Source organism: Pedobacter jeongneungensis (genome assembly GCF_000633455.1).
GTDB classification, from domain to species: Bacteria; Bacteroidota; Bacteroidia; order Sphingobacteriales; family Sphingobacteriaceae; genus Pedobacter; species Pedobacter jeongneungensis_A.
Map to the genome: position 1 here is coordinate 50,076 of NZ_AYMG01000017.1, position 19,098 is coordinate 69,173.

General features: G+C 37.2%; 20 protein-coding genes. 9 read left to right on the forward strand and 11 right to left on the reverse strand.

The window, feature by feature from the left end:
• Positions 1-76 precede the first annotated feature (76 nt).
• The gene (locus U859_RS0116375) at positions 77-1,042 is read right to left on the reverse strand and encodes a M57 family metalloprotease (RefSeq protein ID WP_025144418.1); all 966 of its coding nucleotides are present in this window, start codon (positions 1,040-1,042) and stop codon (positions 77-79) included.
• A 434-nt stretch (positions 1,043-1,476) separates the two neighbouring features.
• Here U859_RS0116375 and U859_RS0116380 point away from each other — a divergent pair, with 434 nt between their 5' ends.
• Positions 1,477-2,256, forward strand: a complete 780-nt coding sequence (locus U859_RS0116380; protein WP_025144419.1) for a hypothetical protein — start codon at positions 1,477-1,479, stop codon at positions 2,254-2,256.
• Positions 2,257-2,270: 14 nt separating this feature from the next.
• On the opposite strand, the gene U859_RS0116385 is transcribed toward U859_RS0116380, so the two are convergent.
• The gene (locus U859_RS0116385; protein WP_025144420.1) at positions 2,271-2,696 is read right to left on the reverse strand and encodes a hypothetical protein; all 426 of its coding nucleotides are present in this window, start codon (positions 2,694-2,696) and stop codon (positions 2,271-2,273) included.
• A 175-nt stretch (positions 2,697-2,871) separates the two neighbouring features.
• Between U859_RS0116385 and U859_RS0116390 the strand changes: the two genes are divergently transcribed.
• Positions 2,872-3,540: a hypothetical protein gene (locus tag U859_RS0116390; RefSeq protein WP_025144421.1), complete on the forward strand. Its 669-nt coding sequence runs from the start codon at positions 2,872-2,874 to the stop codon at positions 3,538-3,540.
• Between the two features lie 72 nt (positions 3,541-3,612).
• Here U859_RS0116390 and U859_RS31170 read toward each other — a convergent pair whose 3' ends face one another.
• From U859_RS31170 to U859_RS0116410, 4 genes are all read right to left on the reverse strand, one after another.
• Positions 3,613-4,206 (reverse strand): GIN domain-containing protein, encoded by a 594-nt coding sequence (locus tag U859_RS31170; protein ID WP_025144422.1) that lies wholly within the window; start codon positions 4,204-4,206, stop codon positions 3,613-3,615.
• Positions 4,207-4,444: 238 nt separating this feature from the next.
• Positions 4,445-5,020 carry a hypothetical protein gene (locus U859_RS0116400; protein ID WP_162799960.1) on the reverse strand — a complete coding sequence of 192 codons (576 nt, stop codon included), beginning with the start codon at positions 5,018-5,020 and terminating at the stop codon, positions 4,445-4,447.
• A 10-nt stretch (positions 5,021-5,030) separates the two neighbouring features.
• Complete coding sequence (locus U859_RS0116405) at positions 5,031-5,759, reverse strand: hypothetical protein (RefSeq protein ID WP_029985854.1); 729 nt, start codon at positions 5,757-5,759, stop codon at positions 5,031-5,033.
• 120 nt (positions 5,760-5,879) lie between these two features.
• Complete coding sequence (locus tag U859_RS0116410) at positions 5,880-6,476, reverse strand: GIN domain-containing protein (RefSeq protein ID WP_025144425.1); 597 nt, start codon at positions 6,474-6,476, stop codon at positions 5,880-5,882.
• 266 nt (positions 6,477-6,742) lie between these two features.
• Here U859_RS0116410 and U859_RS0116415 point away from each other — a divergent pair, with 266 nt between their 5' ends.
• On the forward strand, positions 6,743-7,642 hold the full coding sequence (locus tag U859_RS0116415; protein WP_025144426.1) for a glycerophosphodiester phosphodiesterase family protein: 900 nt from the start codon (positions 6,743-6,745) through the stop codon (positions 7,640-7,642).
• Positions 7,643-7,650: 8 nt separating this feature from the next.
• On the opposite strand, the gene pepE is transcribed toward U859_RS0116415, so the two are convergent.
• The 5 genes from pepE to U859_RS0116445 all read right to left on the reverse strand — a co-directional run bounded on the left by pepE (position 7,651) and on the right by U859_RS0116445 (position 12,845).
• A complete protein-coding gene (pepE, locus tag U859_RS0116420; RefSeq protein WP_025144427.1) occupies positions 7,651-8,346 on the reverse strand; it encodes a dipeptidase PepE in 696 nt (231 codons plus the stop codon).
• A gap of 109 nt (positions 8,347-8,455) precedes the next feature.
• Positions 8,456-8,908, reverse strand: a complete 453-nt coding sequence (locus U859_RS0116425; RefSeq protein ID WP_162799961.1) for a Crp/Fnr family transcriptional regulator — start codon at positions 8,906-8,908, stop codon at positions 8,456-8,458.
• A 323-nt stretch (positions 8,909-9,231) separates the two neighbouring features.
• Complete coding sequence (locus U859_RS0116430; protein WP_162799962.1) at positions 9,232-10,161, reverse strand: helix-turn-helix domain-containing protein; 930 nt, start codon at positions 10,159-10,161, stop codon at positions 9,232-9,234.
• A gap of 631 nt (positions 10,162-10,792) precedes the next feature.
• A complete protein-coding gene (locus U859_RS31175) occupies positions 10,793-11,905 on the reverse strand; it encodes a sensor histidine kinase (protein WP_025144430.1) in 1,113 nt (370 codons plus the stop codon).
• A 205-nt stretch (positions 11,906-12,110) separates the two neighbouring features.
• Positions 12,111-12,845 (reverse strand): LytR/AlgR family response regulator transcription factor, encoded by a 735-nt coding sequence (locus tag U859_RS0116445; RefSeq protein WP_025144431.1) that lies wholly within the window; start codon positions 12,843-12,845, stop codon positions 12,111-12,113.
• 364 nt (positions 12,846-13,209) lie between these two features.
• On the opposite strand from U859_RS0116445, the gene U859_RS0116450 reads away from it, so the two are divergent.
• From U859_RS0116450 to U859_RS0116475, 6 genes are read left to right on the forward strand one after another with little or no spacing between them, the layout of a single operon-like run.
• The gene (locus U859_RS0116450; protein WP_025144432.1) at positions 13,210-13,431 is read left to right on the forward strand and encodes a hypothetical protein; all 222 of its coding nucleotides are present in this window, start codon (positions 13,210-13,212) and stop codon (positions 13,429-13,431) included.
• Between the two features lie 60 nt (positions 13,432-13,491).
• Positions 13,492-14,700, forward strand: a complete 1,209-nt coding sequence (locus tag U859_RS0116455; RefSeq protein WP_025144433.1) for a hypothetical protein — start codon at positions 13,492-13,494, stop codon at positions 14,698-14,700.
• Positions 14,697-15,692, forward strand: a complete 996-nt coding sequence (gwsG, locus tag U859_RS0116460; protein ID WP_025144434.1) for a grasp-with-spasm system ATP-grasp peptide maturase — start codon at positions 14,697-14,699, stop codon at positions 15,690-15,692. The genes U859_RS0116455 and gwsG overlap by 4 nt, the downstream gene beginning before the upstream one ends.
• Entirely contained in the window at positions 15,682-15,876 is a 195-nt protein-coding gene (locus tag U859_RS0116465) for a hypothetical protein (RefSeq protein ID WP_025144435.1), read from the forward strand. The genes gwsG and U859_RS0116465 overlap by 11 nt, the downstream gene beginning before the upstream one ends.
• A complete protein-coding gene (gene gwsS / locus U859_RS0116470) occupies positions 15,863-16,915 on the forward strand; it encodes a grasp-with-spasm system SPASM domain peptide maturase (protein ID WP_025144436.1) in 1,053 nt (350 codons plus the stop codon). Before U859_RS0116465 ends, gwsS begins: the two co-directional genes overlap by 14 nt.
• Positions 16,912-19,098: a peptidase domain-containing ABC transporter gene (locus tag U859_RS0116475; protein WP_025144437.1), complete on the forward strand. Its 2,187-nt coding sequence runs from the start codon at positions 16,912-16,914 to the stop codon at positions 19,096-19,098. Before gwsS ends, U859_RS0116475 begins: the two co-directional genes overlap by 4 nt.

A 19,098-nucleotide genomic window follows, 5' to 3' on the forward strand; every position in this document is an offset into this window, starting at 1 on the left:
TGGGTATTAAGTTAATCATGTAATCCGGATATGAAGCATTGAAAACCTCAATATTCCGGATTACATGATTAAATACTTATTGCTTTCCTAAAAGATAGTAAATGGCGGTTTTATCGTTGGCGGTAAATGAACTTATGTCGCTGTTGCATGCGCCCATCCATGACTTAGAATCCTTAGTTACAGTTCCAGGGATGAGGGTGGCTGTTGTTGTTAAATCCTCAATCTTATTACCTTTTGCATCCAGTAAATATGCAGTTCCTTCGGCATTGGTGAGATAAGCAGTTACTGGTTCCCCTTTCGCACCAAAACCGCATGATTTTCTATCTGTATAATCTGTATGTCTAAAGCCTACACAGTGGCCAATTTCATGCGCAATAACGTTAGCAAGCGCATTGGCTGTAAAATCTGTCGCATTATAGTATTGATTGTTGAGAGAGAAATTCGGAGCAGGGCTACTATCTGCCCTTGGAAACCCGCCTGATCGTCCCAAAACGATACTGCCATTCCCATCTCTTCCACCAAGGTCTTTCATCACAACTGCGATATCTGCTGTCCCGGTTGAGCTTGTTTCCAGCACAAAAGTAGTAGCTAGTTTTAGATCATTGTACCTCTTAATTGCGATCACGGTTGCATCTGTAACAAGTTTTTGTAAATTACCTGCATCGATCTTAATTTTTATTTGCCCATTGTTAAGGTATTTAGCAGCTAATGTGTATCCAGACTTATATTGCTCTGTACTAGGACCATTTTTACCTTTTAGTCCTTCTACTAATTTAATTTGGTGGTTAAGGTCTTCTGCAGAAAGTAGAATGTCTCCTTCAACCAGATAAGAATCTCCCACTTTTATAGCATCGTTGGTTGAAAATCCTGCCTTCATGATACGGATTTCTTCAGCTTCTGTTAACTTCGATTGCATTTCTGGTTTGGTGTTTACCGGATCATCGCCTCCATTTTTTTTACAAGATGGTAATGCCATTGTAAGCAATAGCACAGAGGAACATAGAATGATTCCCAGTTGTTTGGTTTTTTTAAGATTTTTCATTTTTGGTTAAAATAATAGGTTAAATAATTGTTAGTTAACTGCTTGCAGGCCGCGACTACAGGCAGATTATTACCCAGGTGTTTTAACAAAAAAGGATGTGATAATCTAATTAGGAGTGATGATCAAAGCTAATAACATAATTATTAGCTCAAAATAGTTTGGTCGAATTTTACACGAATCCTGAGTGAAAGGCTTCTCTGGAGGAATAAGTAGGTGTTGTATTACTTTTTTTTACGTGAAAGCTTTATTTTATATGGTTGTATAATCATACTTAAATGTATGATTACACGCTCATTAAAAAGATTTGAACGCATTAAATTTAGAATATGTTAGGTAATTGGATATGTTTTTTATTTTTCATCAAATTTTCTTAGCTCAATGAGGACAGGAATTTATCATGAAAATTGAATTACCTTTATACTATAAGCAACTTTATGAAAAAACAAAGCAGAATTATTATTGCACTTTTAACATTTGTACTTTTGTTGGTCATTGTATTTGGTTATAAGCTTCACTGGTTTAATGCTGGTATAACATCTCAACAAACAGAGGATAGCATGGCCAATAGCCCGGTGCAAATCGCTACGAAAGAAGCGTCTGAAACAATATCCCCAAAAACAGAAGAACCAAAAGAAATAAACGATACCGAATTTCCAGAAAACGGTAATACGATTGATGACTTTGTAACCAGCCCCTATATTGTTGCTATGGATGCTAAAGGGTTTTTAAATAACGACGATATGGAAGATGTGGTTCTGGTGCTTCAGAACAAAACAGACAGCACCGATCTTCGGCCGGTTTTGGTTCTTTTAAAACAGGCTACGGGTGGCTACAATTTGTATGCAACCTCCTGGCAGGCTATTGGTGCTGCATATATTAATGGCGATTATCAACAGTATGACAGTGAGGATATTACGATAGATAAAAATAAAACCTTAATCATATCAACTTACGGTAGTGGCCCGGTTGGTAACCGCGAAACCAGATACTGTTTCAAAAACGGAGAACTTGTATTTACTTACATGGAAACATATAATGCCGGGGCAGGCCAGCAAACCATTGCAAAATATGATGTATTGGCCAAAAAGATTACAGTTGAGGATATTAATACCATGAAAGAAGATATGCCCACAAAGGTAAGTCATGGAAAATTGCCCCCACATAAACAATATCTGTTTAAAGAGGTTGATCCGGTAAGTATATTCTCAGAATAATAAAAAACGGGAAATCATAAATCAGGCCTTGGTTTATAGTAAAATCGTCCATTGGCTAAATCCGTGGGTAGACCTCTGATATTGGAGAACTTCATTACCACTATTGTATCGCTGATTAAAATAATTGAAGATGTATGCCTGCTGTTTACCTTTAAGTTGATCATTTTCCCTTTTGGATCATATTCCCAGTTTCCTGTTACCTCTTTCATGCCAGGGTAGCTTCTTAATATAAAGGTGTGGTCTCTTTTGAAACTATAAGAAATTTGGGTTAAAGTATCTTTATTCTCCACTTTTCTTCCCCGCAGTATTGAATAATCGCTTGTCCAATGGCGGCTGAACAGTGGTTTAAATTGGTTTTTTAAGAGGATATCACTTTGCGCATAATAAAGTCCTGTGGATAAAAGAAGGCTAAAAATAGTGTATGCAAAATGATTTCTCATAGGAAGCTCTGTTATGATTTCAAAAATATGATGCAAAAATGTAATAAGATCCATAATATAATAACGGGCATAAGATTGGTTGATCAAGTATATTGCAGATGTAATTTTTTGCTAATTGTAGCGGCAGGGGCTTATTATCCGTTTATAACTGTAAAATCAACACCTAACCAAAATAATGAAAAGATTATTACCAATAATGTTCTTGCTGATCGTAATATCAGCATGTAAAAAAGAGAAACAAGGCGATTATTCCGAATCGATTACCAAAGGCGAAAAATGGGGCGTTAAGATTGGCAGTACGCAAGCCGAGGTATTTGCCCAGTTGCAACAGGCGGGAAAAACACTCGATTTTCAATATGTAGCAATTTACGCGCGTAAGCCCTACAGTTCTCCTGAAAAACTTATCAAAATCCTTCCATTTTACTATGCACTTACGGTGTATAGTAACACAGGGACTTTAGATCGCGCTGTATTTCTATTTAGTGGGGATAAGGTGCAACAGATTGCAACAGGTGGCGGACTCACCTCAAATGTTACGAAATGGCCAGATGGCGCTGCTGATGATACGGCAATTAAAGTGGACGATCCTGTTAGTGGGATAGGGGCAAAACTGCTCAAAATTCATCAATTGCCAACCTACGCTGCTTATGGTTTTGTACTTTCAGACAAACCTTTAAACAAACCTTACGATCCCGATTTGAATAATTATAGTGACTGGCAGTTTGTGTTTTCTGATTTTGTAAGTTCAAGCGTTACCGGGGCTTCAACTGTAAAACTACATTTTAACGCAGGCAAGTTAGAACGGATGGACCACGATTACCGGGAGGCACAAATCTTTAATTAATTGAAAATTTGACTTAAACGCAAAAGGCGGCAAAATATTTATCTTGCCGCCTTTTGTATATATGGTGATGACTTATTTAGCCAATGATGCAATTTGAAGCGTTTGTTGATTGTTCATTTCGGTTTTTAAGGCTGCAAAACGATCTAAATTTAATTTTTGTGTTTTTCCCATTACCAAAATGTGGTTTTGAGTAGCGCCTTTCAATTTTAAATCTGCTTTACCTTCTATTACAGTATATAAACTCTCTGTTTTTGAGTTGATTTCGGCAACAGCGTTTTCTTTTAAGAATAACTGAAGGTATTTGGCGTCTAATTTGCCTTCTGTTTTTACCACAGCATTTCCTGATGCCTGTACCCTGTAAATGTTTTTTACGTAAACAGTAATTTTAGCTACATCTTTACTTTCTGAAGTGATTTTTAGTGCATCTCCGTCCTGGATCACTTTTACGCTTCCTGTGTTGTCGTCATTGTAGCTTACACCTTCTTTTTGGCATTGTACCAATGTAACTTCTACATTTCCGCCTACAACAACTTTACTGAAATTGTTTGGAGCTGAAACTTTGGTAGGTTGTTTTTCATCAGCCATTACGCTTGTCGAAAAAATAGATGATGTTAAAACGATTGCTGCTAAAAGCGATTTTGTTAGGGTTTTGATTGAGGTTTTCATAATGCTGTTTTTTATATTTTTAAATAATATTTTGTTTCTGTTTTTGTAGATAAGACGCCGGTAAGTACAAAACGTTGCACCAGAAAACAGGGTATTATACCAACACAGCTAAATCCTCGACGAACGGCTGTTAAAATCGGGCGAATAGTGAAATTTATTTTTCAGCCGATTTAATAATCATGCTGCACCCAGGTGGATGTAGATTTACTTTTTGTAGAAATTATGATAAAATAGCTGATTAAAGCTTCGGGGATTGATGGGTTTTCAACTTTTCCTGACCATTAATTTCTATCACATAAAAACTTATAGTCATTTTATTCTTTGGTTTATAAGTAGAATCGTCAGTTGTGGCTTTTTGCAGAAACTGTGCTTTATCATACTCTGCCACCAGATTATTTAACGAATCTTTGATCTGGATTTTAAAACCCTCAGGAAAATAAGTGCTATCACCCACCAATATAGGTAGCATGAGTTGTGAAGAATTATATTGGCCCTTAGCCAAATTTAAGGTGTCGCTTATTTTTTTAGTTGTATTTCCTTCATTTAGCAAATAAGAAACGATAGCCTGGTGGCTGGATTGAGTAAGGTTCTTAACCGATAACCATTTGTTCCGTGCGCCTTCTTCTGCCGCCCTTTCTCTTGGATCGGTTGAATTATAAAAAAGAATTGCCACTACCGCAATAAAGAGAATAAATGCGCCTAACAGCAGCGCAATGGAGCCAATAATTTTTACTTTTAAAGACTTTTTCCTAAAAATTAAAAGGTTTGCCAGAAGCAGTACAGCAATTACACAAAAGAGGAAAAAGAGTGTCATGTTATTGGTTTTAGTGGTTAAACTCAATTAAACTGTCATTTTGCAAATCATATTCATAAAGTTTATCTTCCTCACTATCTAAATATAACCATTGCACGGTGTTACTATGGTGTTCTAGGGTTCCGGCAATGCCGATTAGGGTGTATTCTTTATTATTTCGGGTCTGTTTTTCAATGGAATAATTTATTTCATCCTTGTTTTTAACAAGCAATTGCAGCAGTTCATTTTTCGAATTGGCGACATAATACTCTACGGCAGTGTAGAGCTTATCCAGATAAGGTTTTGAGTAATTTTCTTCCTGTGGCCAATGGTATTTTAGTTGTTTATTGTAAGTTTTCCTGAATTTTGAAACATTGCCATCTTTCAGTTTTTTTACAGAAACGATCTTATCTGCCTGTTGTGGTGTATCGCCATCACCTGCAATATAAATGGTGTCGGTTATCCATGTAACTACTATAGTATCACCTCTTAACAAACTTCTGTCGTCATTGCTATCGTTAATAAAGGAGAATGTTTCATTCTTCCTGCGGGCTGTGAGTAAGAAATAATCGCCATCATCATTATAGCTCAAAAACTCCATAAAGCCTTTTTTCTGTGGTTTGTTACCAGTTGCCTTTTTTACTTCAACTGTTTTTTCGGCTGTATCGGTATGTTTATTCTTTTTTTCTTCATTGGAGTGGCAGGAAACACAGGTGCAGATCAGTAAAATCTTCCATATATTCCTCAATTGAGTTTTCATTGGTTGAGTAGCATTATTTTTCATAGGATGAACCGTAAATATATGTTTTGTAGCTGAAAAATTTGAGCAAAAAAAAAGCGACAAATCAATTGTCGCTTTTAGAAAATATTTATGGGTTATTTATTTTGTTAAGGCTGCAGTTTGGATAGTAGCCGTTGGCGAAGTCATTTCTGTTTTTGAAGCAGCAAATTTGTCTAAGTTTAATTTTGGTGTGCTGCCCATTACTACGTTGTGGTTTTGAGTAGCTCCGCTTAATTTTAAGTCAGCATAACCTTCCATTACAGTATATAAACTTTCTGTTTTCGAATTGATTTTAGCAACAGCGTTTCCAGTTAAGAATACCTGAAGATATTTTACATCAAGTTTACCCTCTGTTTTCACGGTTGCGTCATCAGAAGCCTGTACCCTGTAGATGTTTTTTACATATACAGTGATTTTTGCCGGACTGTTATCTGTTGAGGTAATTTTCAGTGCCGATCCATCCTGGATCACTTTTACATTTCCGGTATTTTCATCTGCGTAACTTACGCCTTCGGTACCATTCTGGATCAGGGTAACTTCTACCTTTCCGCTTACCACTACTTTATCGAAGTTTTTTGGTGCAGATATTTTTACTGGTTGTTTTTCGCCAGCCATTACATTTGCACTAAAGATTGAAGCGCTTAATACTAAAGCTGCCATTAAAGATTTTGCTGAGGTTGAGAATAAAGTTTTCATAATGTTTTTATTTATATTTTTAATTAATAATTTGTGATTGTTTGATAATGAGACGCACTCATTTGAGAAACGTTTCAGCCGATTTGGCCGTATTATACCAACGCAGGTAAATTCTCGACGAACGGGTTTTAAAATCGGGCGAAAAACAGTTCATTTTTAATAGAAATTTTAGATCTGTTGTTTAAATGCTTAAAATTAACATTGCCAAAACACCTGCTTAACGGCCCGTTAATACTTTTGCGCATCGATCATTTTTCCAGTTTTGTATGAAAACCTCCCGTAGTATCCTTTTTTTATTGTTGAATACCATTACAATCGTTTCGCTGGCCCAAAGTCCGGCTGAAAAATTAAAAACCGTTTTTAAGGGGAATAACAGACAGATTTTAGTTGCCGCACACCGTGGCGATTGGAGAAATGCACCTGAAAACTCATTGAATGCACTTTACAATAGTATCAGAAAAGGTTTTGATATTATGGAACTTGATGTGAAGATGAGCAAGGATAGTCAAATGGTCGTGATGCACGATAATACGATCGATCGCACAACCAATGCAAAAGGAAAAGTGGGCGATTACACTTTGGAGGAACTGAAAAAGTTTAGGTTAAAGAATGGCCTGGGCCGTGTTACAGAAAATCAGATCCCAACCATGAGGGAAATGATGCTGGCGGCAAAAGGTAAAATCCTGATTAATGTAGATAAAGGAAACGATCATCTTGATCTGGTATTTAAGGTACTGCGCGAAACTTCTACCATTGATCAGGCTATTGTTAATGTGGGTGATGAGATACCTTATGGAGAACTTAAAACCAAAAACGTTATCCCAGATGATGCTTATTTAATGGTGGTGGTTAATGTAAAGAAGAAGGACATGCAAGATATTATCAAGTCTTATACACCTAATAAAAAAACAATCGTGCAGCCCATCTTTGATACCGATACTTTAAGCAATCTAAAAACTATAAAGGAATTGAACGGTAAGCCCTTGATCTGGCTTAACAGTTTGTGGCCATCGCTAAATGGAGGCCATGATGATGACCGCGCTATAGAAAAAGGTGAGAAGGAAGAAAGCTGGGGCTGGTTGATTGCTTATCACCCTGTAATTGTGCAAACGGATCGTCCGGCTGACCTGTTGATCTACCTGAAAGAAAGAGGACTGCATCACTAAAAATTTATTTAGAGCAGTGATGCTCCTGGCTGAAGCTCATACGGGCTTTTACCAGGTTCAAAAATCCTGGTTTCTTCGCTTCCTTCGGTAGTGATGTTATCACCCTGTATTCTGATCCAGTTTCCTTCACGTAAGCCAACCACTTTTATCTCGTTTTGGGTTAAAAACTCTTTAATTCTGGTTTCTCTTGTCTCCCCGTTATGTTTTAGATCAGGATTTGGGTCCAGGTAATGCGGATTAAGGTTAAACGGAACCAAGCCCATACAATCAAAAGAAGAAGGATAAACGATCGGCATATCATTAGTGGTTTTCATATTAATGCCGCCAATGTTGCTACCTGCGCTACAACCTAAATAGGCTTTGCCTTTTTTAATGTTTTCGCTCAAAACCGTCATCAGGTCAAGTTCGTGCAATGTTTTTACCAAAAGAAAAGTATTTCCACCACCGGTAAAATAACCTTTCGCCTGATGTACCGCTTCAGTAGGATTGGCAAATTCATGCAAACCTTTTACTTTGATATTAAGATTGGAGAAAAAATCTTTAGCTTTTTCGGTGTATTCATCATGCGAAATGCCACCTGGCCTGGCAAAGGGTATAAAAATGATTTCATCTGTTCCTTTAAATAAGGTAATAAGCTCATCTGTTAAGTATTCCAGGTAGTTTCCACCAAAAAGGGTAGAAGTAGATGCTAGTATAATATTCATTTTAATAAATTTTCTTGTCCACCTTTAAATTAGTGTTTTTGCAAAGTTAAAAAACGGATAGAATTTTATTTTAATAATATGCCTTGGTCAACCTAATAATGAATTGAAATTAAGCCAGCATCTTTAAATCCTGCACAACAGTCCTGTTTCGTATTCTGCTCAAAGTTTCTAAGCGCATACCCAGATAACTGGCTAAATAACGTTGGGGTATTCTATCAATATCAAAAGCTGTACTTTCAAGTTTAAGGTACCGTCCCAGTGCATTTGGGATCCTGGCCATGATTGATCTTTCGGCAGCATGGTAATATTGTATTTCCAGAATCTTTCTGGCGATAACATGCGACTCCGGATAATTCGAATATAAGAAATCAGTAGTTGTATAGGGGATGCGGATCAGGTGGCAGTCTTCAAGCGCCTGAAGGTATTCTACAGAATGATTAGATTGCTGATCAGGATGACGGATGGCCTCTATAATCTGATTTTCGAAGCCAAACCAGGTACTGATATCTTTTTTTCTATCTTTAATAAAGCCCCTAACCACCCCTTTAATTAAAAAATACATGGCATTGTTGGAATCTATGGGCGAGAGTATATGTTTGTGTTTTTTTACAGTTATGAATTGGCTGTTTATTTCACAATGCATCATGAATTCGCCAGACAGGGGATGAAATTTTTCCAAATAGTTGAAAAATGGCTTCATTGAAAGACGATTCTCAAAATCTATTATCATTATTATTAGGGATAGGATATAATCAATCAGCATATTTTCGAGTTAGTGTATGGTAACCCGAAAAAACTAATTCAAAAGTATTGGCTATTCCGAAAAAAATGTAGTTAAAGGGAGTAACTTGTCTCTAATGATTCAATCGTTAGAGCAAAATAGCGTTAAAATAAGCCTGAAACGTTTTCTCCCTGCGAAAAATAGGCCGTTGGCATGATGCCTTTTTCTTTTTTGAAAGCATTGTAAAAGGTAGCCTGATTTTTAAATCCGGCTTCCTGAGCAATTGCCTCTATGGTAATCTTATCAACAAGGATAGGATATTGCGTTAAAAAATGTGCTATGCGATAGCTGTTGATCCAGTCGCGGAAATTCTTTCCAATGTGGTTATTGATCACAAAGGAACATTGATGAACAGGAATGTTGATACGGGTTGCCAGATCTATAATTTGTAAATCTTGATTAAGGTACAGGCAATTATCTTCCATTTCTTTTTTGATCAGATCAACATATAATAAAATTTGTTCTTCTGATAGATTAAACTTCTTAACAGGGAGCGATAAGGCTTTCGGAACCCTTATCATGTCGGATATTGTAAAATCTTCCGGGGGGCTTACCTCATCAGATACTATTTTATCTTTCCATTCATTCTTATTCCAATCAATAGCTACCAGTAGAAAGCCATAAAAAATGCTGGGCTTATGCAATGCATATAAAAGGATGAGCAACAAAGCCGCACAGTTGATTACTACGAAAATTGAATTTTCAATAGGTAGTTTTATGTTCCTCAATATGATTGGTGCCAGGCCTAAAAGTTGGAAAAAAGTAGCAACCTTAAGTAAAAATATTGCCCAATATTGTGCGGTATGGTTTAGGGCGTTTTTCCTCAAAACCCTCGATTTAATAACAGCGAGCCAGGTTAAGCCTAAATAAACTATAGTAAGTACTGGTCTGAACAAAAAATGGATGTAAGAAGGGAATAATCCAGTCTTCGCTTCTAATGAAAGATAACCCTCGGCATGCAGCTCGTTAACAATAAGGTTCCAATTAATTGGGGCTGAACCCGGCCATGGAATAATATGTATAATGGCTAACATTGCGGGTATGAAATGAAAAAAATCCCTTTTTGTAATTATTCTCCTTTCGAACACAAAACCAGTGATATAAAGATAAAAACAAGCAGGTGCTGCGAAATAGAAGGGGGTAAAAAACTGGAAAAATACGGAAAGTGGCTCTGCTTGTCCTGTCGTAATGAACAGTGAATTAAGTACTTGCCCAAAACGTGAAAATAACAAGATAGACAACATGATATTCTGCTTTCTATTCCCATTTTTTGCGAAAAATAAATGGAGTGAAATTAAAAGCAGGAAAAAACAGGTGGTGCCAGACAGAAAGTTAACAAACTGCATATATTGATACCAAGATAAAGCTTTATTGTTATAAATATATAAATTCAGTCTTATTTTTAATACAAAATATAATAAAAATGATATTGTTTCGTCGTAGTGGATTTGTTTAAAAAACAGTTTGCAATTAAGCGCTTAAATATGGGCTGAGGACAAGATGCTTTATAATAGCTAAATCAATCGCTTAAGCCATTTGATTGTCTTGGTATTGTTTTGTCAATGCAGTTCAAGTTCCTTTAATTTGAAAAAATCATAAATTCCTGTCAACGGCAAAGGAAAGTTGGATTCTTTAATGTATAAAAAGCTGTAAAGTTAATCCACTTTACCCCTCTATAAAGATGCTAAGTTTTACTTTAAAACATTTCCGGTCATCAAGGCCATAACTAAATGTTGCGCCGTCTCCATAAGTATGTTTTAATCTGGTAGATATATTTGAAAGCCCGGAACCTAGGCCGCGATTATCGATATTTTGTTTTTGTCTGTTTTCAGTAGTAATCAGTAAAGTGTTTTCCTGGATAGAGATATCAACTTTAGGTATGCGCTCTTTATCGGTGAAGTCGCCATGTTTAAAAATGTTTTCTACCAATGTAATTAAGAGTAGCGGAATTACACGGGTATTAGCTGCCTGCTGACTATAATTAAAATTAAACCTGATCTGTTCTTCATAACGCATTAAGTGCAACTGTATAAGCGTTTCTATATGTTCGATTTCATTTTTTAGCATAACCATTTCTTGCGTATTTTTGCTATCGGCAGAGTAGCGCATAATCTTCGCAAGGGCCATAATAGCTTTAGCACCGTCTGGAGATGTTTTATAGCAGGTATAATAAATATAATTGAGTGTATTAAACAGAAAATGCGGGTTTACCTGAGCGAGAAGGAAGGAATTTTTAGCCTGGGTAAGTTCCTTCTCTATAGTTTCTTTTGCTACCTGGCGCTCAAGATCCTTCATTTGCATCGCTTCTCTTAAATCCCTGTTCCTTTTGTAATTGAGGAAAAAGCAATAACCGGTAGAAAAAAAAATGAAATACATTCCTCTCCAAACATAGGCGAAAATAAGTTGCTTATCGATAACCAATGGGCCATTTGAAAGAATATGTGTGAAACGATGCAGCAAGTTATCTACAATGCCTGTTACCACCAGGTAAACGGAAAGTTCTGTCGCCAGCAAGAACGCAAAAAACCATGCTTTTGGAATATTCTTCCCCGACATTATTTTTAAAAAAAGATAAGAGTGAAGGTAAAAAAGAGAAATGTTGATCGTATAGTGAACGATATAATTCTCTAAAGTTCCGAATATACCCCTAGCAATGCCGCCAAGTACTGCATCATAAAAGATAAATATAAGCCATCCTAGCAGGTGATACCTGCTATCTGTTAAAAATCTGCCCAAAGCATTTAACCATACAATTTGGGGGTTTGGAAAGCTAATCATCTTGTTTATGGTAAAAAATTATTTTTTTCTTTTTTAGGAGTTATGTTGCCAAAAAAACATGAAAAAACACCCGCTCTTAAAAAAACGAACAGCCTTTACATATGTTAAGGCTAAACACAATGGCAATTCACCATTTCCTACGGATCCGACAAATACCAATGCCACAATAACTATTTTTGGATACAGTAAATGAGATAAGCCCCGGTTATTTGGGGCTTAGTAGTTTATTAGCTATAAGCGCCATGAATTTTTTTTTATAGTTCTCACTAATGGGCGCTTTCCATTTTTGTTCCATATATACTGTATTCCCATCAACATGAACAATTTTTTCCATATTAATAATGTTCGATTGATGTATCCTGATAAAACGCCTGTCGGTTGATAAACGCTCCTCTATATTTTTAAGCGTTTCGGTTGTTCGGTACCTCGCTGCATGAGTTTCTATCATGATATAATGTTCCTGAACATAGATAATGATGATTTCTGAAGGATTAATGGCAATAAATTTTCCCTTGGTTTCTCCTTTTATAAAAATTTTCTCATTGGGTAATGGTTGCGGCTGGCTTTTATTAACACTAAGGTTCAATATTCTGTTGGTGCACACTATAAATTTTGCCGGCTCTATGGGCTTAAGTAAATAATCTGCCGCGTGTACACCAAAAGCTTCGAGTGCAAACTGTGGGTAGGCTGTGGTAAAAATAATATGCGAAACTTTTGTCGACAGCTTACTGGCCAAGTCAATTCCAGACAGCTGGGGCATATCAATATCTACAAAGAGAATGTCGATCTGTTCATGTTCTTGGATCTCAGCAAGTGCAGTAAGAGGATTGGTGTAAGTTTTATATAGCGTTAAATAGTCAAGTGTGTCGATCTGTTCGGAGAGTAGCTTTATGGCGAAGGGCTCATCATCAATGATAACGCATTTCAATGTGGGATGCATAAGTTAGTTTAGGGAATATAAATATCGTAAAAAAAATGTTGTTTTTGAAAGATTTGTACTACACAACAAGGAGTTTTAAATGTCGGTAGGTTATTATAATCTGATTAATAGTTTTAGTTGATGGAAAGACAATCCGCCTAAAGAGCAAAGCAATTGGCTGTTTAAAACGAAAAATTTATTGTATAACACTTCTTTTAATAATTTCAGCTCAGCTAGTACGAAAAGTCGACTATCCATTTTGTCTAGCTGGAGAGTGATTACGGTTGCAAACGCAGTCACTAAAAACATGCACCAGGTTTTAAAAGGGTGTAGCCTAAGCAATCCGGCTCGAAAGGATTGTACAATCTTGATATTAATTTTCTTTATGAAAAAGCCAAACCACGAAATCGAAAAATTTGATTTGGACCAGACCAGTCCACTAAACAGAGAACAAATGAAAAACATCCTTGGCGGATTAGCCGACGACGGTGATGAAGGCGATGGTGGCGATGATGATACTGATGATAGTTTAGAATCAGATACTTCAGCTACAGAGCTATCGGTTACTTATGTTAGAAAAACTAAAAAGAACAGAGTTGACCACTAGTTTTTAATAAATTTAAATAGGGGCAGAGCAAGTTAGTTCTGTCCCTTGTGATATTACCTTATGAAGATTTTTACCCTGATCCTATTTGTTTTTGCCGTTCCTGTTGTGATGAGGGCGCAAACTAATCCTTTTGAGCTGGGAGCAGAGTTGGTAGCACACAACAACTATTTAAAGGCAATAGATACCATTTATAAAATGAAATCGGCGCAATCTAAAAAAGATGGCTCCGGAAGGAAGAAACCTACGGTGTACGACCAGGCCCTTAGCTTTTTTTCTTCTGCCATTGGCGAAGATTATCCATTAAACTGGGCAAGCCGTAAAAAACAGGATAGTGTGGTATCTCCAGTTACTTTTTTACCTGCTTACAAATATCTTTCTAAAGCAGCGGATAATCATCAGGTAATTATGATCAATGAAGATCACAATACCCCAAAGAACCGGATTTTTACTGCCAATGTATTGGACGACTTATATAAAAAAGGATTTCGGTACCTCTGCCTTGAAGGACTTGATGAAGACTCGCTCGTTAACCAACGGGGATATGCAGACTACGAAACGGGATTTTATTTTTCTGAACCAAATATGGCAAACCTGCTTAGAAAGGCAAAAAGTATAGGCTTTAAACTTATTTCTTACGAATATGAGGATGATAGGGAATACACCAATGAAAACTATGGGCAGAATGTTAGGGAGTTTAACCAGGCAAAAAAAATAAGTGAAATCCTTAGTAGTGATCCTAAAGCAAAAATATTGGTTCATACAGGGCCTGGGCACATATGGGAGCAGGGTGGTAACGTAATTTTTATGGCAGAATATTTTCGCATGATTACCGGGATTGATCCGTTTACCATTAACCAGGAAGTGAACTCTGTAGGGGAGTTTACAGCTCAGATGTCTGGTCTTAACAAAGGGATGCCCTATGTTGTGGTTGATGCTAAAGGAAAACCAATAAACTCTGCGTACGATCACAAAGGAGATTACGATCTGCTTGTGTGCTGGTCGCCAAGTGAAGTGAATTTTGGAAGATTAAATGCCATCCTGCATAAAAAAGGAACTACGCTTTATAATTTTAGTCTTCTTCCATTATATCAGGGCAAGTTATTACAGATTTTAGGGCCATCCTCTTGGGGTCCGGTACCGGTAGATCAGTTTCGCATCCATTCTGGAGTAACCCAGTGGCAAACGGCCCTTGAAAAGGGCAATTACAGTATGCGCATCATTAATGAAAATGCAAAAATAGTGTGGACCCAAACAATAACGGTAAAATGATTCTGATTCTTAGTTCCCACGGTGATGATTCAACCGATTACGTTATGGATTGGCTTGCTTACTACAAAGAGCCTGTTACCCGGATAAATGATTCCGATCTTACGGATCGAGCAGCATTAACTATTGAGTTAAGCAGATCGGGGGTTTCAATGCTTGTTAATAAAAACATACAGCTTATGGATGCTAAGGCAACCTGGTTTAGAAAGTTTGGTCTTTTTTTCGAGTCTAATATTTATAGCCCTTCTAAAAAGCTTTTTGAAGGTAAACTGCATTATTTCATGCATAACGAGCATGATGCACTGATGAACGCCATATATGCACCATTATCACTCAAAACCAAATGGCTATGCAATCCTCTCATCGCCAATAACCTCTCTAAATTTCAACAGCTTGTAGCGGCCAGCAGGGCGGGATTGGATATTCCGGAGAGTAGGGTTACCAATAGGGCGGGCGCTGTAACCCAACAGGTAAAAAATACTTTTAAAAGATTTCTGCTTAAACCACTTGGCGAGTGTGAAGTAATTTTTCATAAAGCACTTGCTTACTATATCACACCACAATTACTGTCTCCTACACTTTTTTCGGAGCGGGTTAAAGCCAGATTCTTTCCGTCGCTTATTCAAGAATACCTTGAAAAAGATGTCGAACTAAGGATTTTTTTTCTTGATGGTGTAAGTTATGCCATGTCGATATTCAGTCAGCTTGATGAACAGACTAAGGTAGATTACCGTAACTATAACCACAAAAAACCTAATCGCTGGGTACCTTTTAAACTTCCGTTAGCGATCTCAGATTCGATAAAAATAATGATGGAGAGCCTGCAACTTAATACCGGTTCTGTGGATATGATCAAAACCAAAGATGGCAGGTATGTATTTCTCGAAGTTAATCCGAAAGGACAGTTTGATATGGTTTCAAAACCCTGTAATTATTATTTAGAAGAAAAAATAGCACTATCCCTTATAAAAAAGAAAAACGAAAATGTTCAATAAACTATCTGCTAAACTTAGTGCTATGCTTCCCTTAAATGTACTGCTTTCTAAAGGGAAGAAGGAAAAAAAAGAATACGATTCTTATCCTAACCGTTATAACAGTTCATTCTATAACAATGAGGATAGTTTGGTAAAGTCGAGTCCAAAATACATTTCTCTTTGTATCCAGCATGATAAAAGATAATGTTTATATCAAACTTTTTGCTTGTTGTATTTTGGTTAAGGGCGCCAAAAGGGCAACTATAGTAGATATTCAGCGGCACGATTATATGTTTGTGCCTCTTGGCATATCGGAGATACTCGAAGAAGGAAAATCACGGCCAATTGAAGAAGTGCTTCAAGGCTATAATGCTGCAGATGTAGCCAATATTACCAAATATCTCGATCATCTTATTACCCGGGAGTATGCATTTCGTACCACCGAACCTGAACTATATCCTAGGTTATCTTTAGAATGGAAAAACTCAAGCCTTATATCTAACGCCATAATCGATTTTGACTATCATTCCGATTATCCTGTAGAGCCAATAATCGATCAACTTGAAAAATTGGGCTGCGAAACCGTTCAGGTGAGGTATTTTGATGCTGCATGCATTTTATGGGTTAGCCAGCTATTATCGACTTTTGCAAGGGGAATGGGAAAAATCCGCAATATTCAGCTCGTTTTAGGTTATTCGCGAGAAATGGACAAAAGCTCCCTGATCAGGCTAATGCAAAAACATGAGCGGTTAACCGAAATTATTATACATAGTGCGCCTGAAGAAAGCCTGTTAATCCATCAAAAGAGATATCCACTGCGATTTATTAAACAGGAAATAAAAGATGAATCACATTGTGGTTTTGTAAGTCCGAAATATTTCAGGATAAATGCTCCTTTTTTTATTGAATCGCAGCATTTCAATAGCTGCCTAAATGCAAAAGTTTCAGTTGATAAAAATGGAATGATCAAAAATTGCCCTGCTATGGATAGTACTTATGGCCATGTAAATGATCTTTCTATTGATGATGTGGTAATAAGACAAGATTATTTGGATTGGGGAAACATTTCCAAGGATCAGGTTGAAGGATGCAGCGACTGCGAATTTAGGTACATCTGTTCCGATTGCAGGGTATTTACTAAAACAGGCGGACGTTATGCAAAACCTGCGTCTTGTACTTATAATCCATACACCATGAGCTGGGAGCAAGAGCCGGTTATCAAAGAAAAACAAGGCGCATTTTGAAAAAATTCCAAACATATCGGCAATTGGATAAAATGGACTGTGGCCCTACTTGTCTTCGTATGGTGGCAAGGCACTATGGAAGAAATATAAGCCTGCAGCGGTTAAGGAAAATAAGTGGAATAAATAGAGAAGGCGTTTCGCTTCTGGGAATTAGCGATGCAGCCGAAAAAATTGGGTTTAGGTCTATTGGCGTACAGGTTTCAAGTTCATCGCTCCGCAGTATCGATTTACCGGTTATCTTGCATTGGAACAAAAAGCATTTCGTGGTTCTTTATAAAATAAAGGGAAAACACTTTTACATTGCAGACCCTTCGCGTGGCAGTATGCGGCTTGACAGTGCCAGCTTTACCGAAAACTGGATTTCTTCAGCCGAAAATGAAAAACATAAGGGAATAGCCTTGATGCTTGCTCCAACTCCCGATTTTTTTGTCGATGATGAGGAAGAAATCAAAGGAATGGATTTTAGTTATCTTGCAGGATATCTAACCCGTTATAAAAAGCTAATCCTTCAGCTTTTTTTAGGTCTTGGTATCGGCAGTTTAATGCAGCTGATTTTGCCATTCCTCACACAATCAGTTGTTGATGTTGGAATAAATACACGCAATATCAGCTTTGTGTATGTTGTACTCATAGCACAATCAATGTTGCTTTTAGGGAGAATGGGGGTCGATTTTATCCGGTCATGGATATTATTGCACATTAGTACACGGGTTAACATATCCATTTTAACTGATTTTCTTGTTAAACTGATGAAACTGCCCATGGCGTTTTTCGATACCAAAATGACTGGGGATATTATGCAGCGGATGAACGACCAACATCGTATAGAATCCTTTTTAACAGGCCCTACGCTAAATATACTTTTCTCATTCTTCAATCTGTTTATTTTTGGCATCGTGCTCTCCTTTTATAATGCAGGCATACTGGCGATCTTTTTAGTCAGCACTGTATTGTATGGCCTTTGGATTATATTTTTCTTAAGTAAGAGGCGTACGCTTGATTATAAACGGTTCGAAATTTCTTCGAAAAACCAGAGTGCAGTTGTGCAGCTTATTGCCGGAATGCAGGAAATAAAGCTCAACAACTGTGAAAAACAAAAAAGATGGGAATGGGAACGTATTCAAGCCAGGCTTTTCCAGTTTAATGTTAAGAGTTTGGCATTAGGGCAATATCAAATGGCAGGCTCATTCTTTATCAATGAGGGAAAAAACATCCTGATTACTTTTTTAGTTGCCAAATCGGTTATTAATGGCCAGCTTACCCTTGGTGCGATGATGGCTGTTCAATATATTATCGGTCAGCTAAATAGTCCTATAGAACAGCTGATTACCTTTGTTCAGCAATTTCAGGACGCGAAGATATCTCTTGAGCGGTTAAACGAAATTAGGGTAATGAAAGATGAAGAGCCTGTAGAACAGCAATTTTTACATGAACTTCCTGTTAACCGCGGAATTAAGTTTGATAATATTTCATTTACCTATCCCGGCGCGGGGAACGAACCCATATTAACTGATCTTAATATTGATATTCCGGAAGGTAAAACAACCGCAATTGTGGGGATGAGTGGAAGTGGTAAAACAACGATACTAAAATTACTCTTAAGGTTTTACGAACCCGATAAAGGAGAAATTAAAGTGGGTAATAACGCACTATCGCAGATTAGTTTCGGTTATTGGAGAGGGCATTGCGGTGTCGTAATGCAGGATGGGTTTATTTTTTCAGACAGTATTGCCAGAAACATTGCTGTAGGAGACGAGTACCCAGATGTTGCAAAACTAAGGCATGCAATAAACATTGCCAACATTGGAGGCTTTATTGATAGTCTTGCTATGGGAGTAGAAACCAAGATCGGTGCAGAAGGAAATGGGATAAGCCAGGGGCAACGGCAACGCATACTTATTGCGCGGGCCGTTTATAAGAATCCTGATTATCTGTTTTTTGATGAGGCAACCAATGCATTAGATGCAAATAATGAAAGGGTGATTATGGAAAATATGGAATCATTCTTTCGCGGACGTACCGTAATTGTAGTGGCCCATAGGCTGAGCACGGTACGCAACGCCGATAATATAATTGTAATGGAAAAAGGCAATATAATTGAACAGGGAAGCCATGAAGAACTTAGTGCAAGGAGAGGTGCCTATTATAAACTGGTTAAGAACCAGCTTGAAATGGGGAGTTAG

Coding starts and splice junctions, on each gene's coding strand:
- U859_RS0116425 (WP_162799961.1), bottom strand. CDS start 8,908: ATGTATTTTTTAATTAAAGGGGTGGTTAGGGGCTTTATTAAAGATAGA.
- U859_RS31175 (WP_025144430.1), bottom strand. CDS start 11,905: ATGATTAGCTTTCCAAACCCCCAAATTGTATGGTTAAATGCTTTGGGC.
- U859_RS0116410 (WP_025144425.1), bottom strand. CDS start 6,476: ATGAAAACTTTATTCTCAACCTCAGCAAAATCTTTAATGGCAGCTTTA.
- U859_RS0116375 (WP_025144418.1), bottom strand. CDS start 1,042: ATGAAAAATCTTAAAAAAACCAAACAACTGGGAATCATTCTATGTTCC.
- U859_RS0116390 (WP_025144421.1), top strand. CDS start 2,872: ATGAAAAGATTATTACCAATAATGTTCTTGCTGATCGTAATATCAGCA.
- U859_RS0116415 (WP_025144426.1), top strand. CDS start 6,743: ATGAAAACCTCCCGTAGTATCCTTTTTTTATTGTTGAATACCATTACA.
- U859_RS0116400 (WP_162799960.1), bottom strand. CDS start 5,020: ATGACACTCTTTTTCCTCTTTTGTGTAATTGCTGTACTGCTTCTGGCA.
- U859_RS0116450 (WP_025144432.1), top strand. CDS start 13,210: ATGAAAAAGCCAAACCACGAAATCGAAAAATTTGATTTGGACCAGACC.
- gwsS (WP_025144436.1), top strand. CDS start 15,863: ATGATAAAAGATAATGTTTATATCAAACTTTTTGCTTGTTGTATTTTG.
- U859_RS31170 (WP_025144422.1), bottom strand. CDS start 4,206: ATGAAAACCTCAATCAAAACCCTAACAAAATCGCTTTTAGCAGCAATC.
- U859_RS0116385 (WP_025144420.1), bottom strand. CDS start 2,696: ATGAGAAATCATTTTGCATACACTATTTTTAGCCTTCTTTTATCCACA.
- U859_RS0116445 (WP_025144431.1), bottom strand. CDS start 12,845: ATGCATCCCACATTGAAATGCGTTATCATTGATGATGAGCCCTTCGCC.
- U859_RS0116455 (WP_025144433.1), top strand. CDS start 13,492: ATGAAGATTTTTACCCTGATCCTATTTGTTTTTGCCGTTCCTGTTGTG.
- U859_RS0116465 (WP_025144435.1), top strand. CDS start 15,682: ATGTTCAATAAACTATCTGCTAAACTTAGTGCTATGCTTCCCTTAAAT.
- U859_RS0116405 (WP_029985854.1), bottom strand. CDS start 5,759: ATGAAAACTCAATTGAGGAATATATGGAAGATTTTACTGATCTGCACC.
- U859_RS0116380 (WP_025144419.1), top strand. CDS start 1,477: ATGAAAAAACAAAGCAGAATTATTATTGCACTTTTAACATTTGTACTT.
- U859_RS0116430 (WP_162799962.1), bottom strand. CDS start 10,161: ATGTTAGCCATTATACATATTATTCCATGGCCGGGTTCAGCCCCAATT.
- gwsG (WP_025144434.1), top strand. CDS start 14,697: ATGATTCTGATTCTTAGTTCCCACGGTGATGATTCAACCGATTACGTT.
- pepE (WP_025144427.1), bottom strand. CDS start 8,346: ATGAATATTATACTAGCATCTACTTCTACCCTTTTTGGTGGAAACTAC.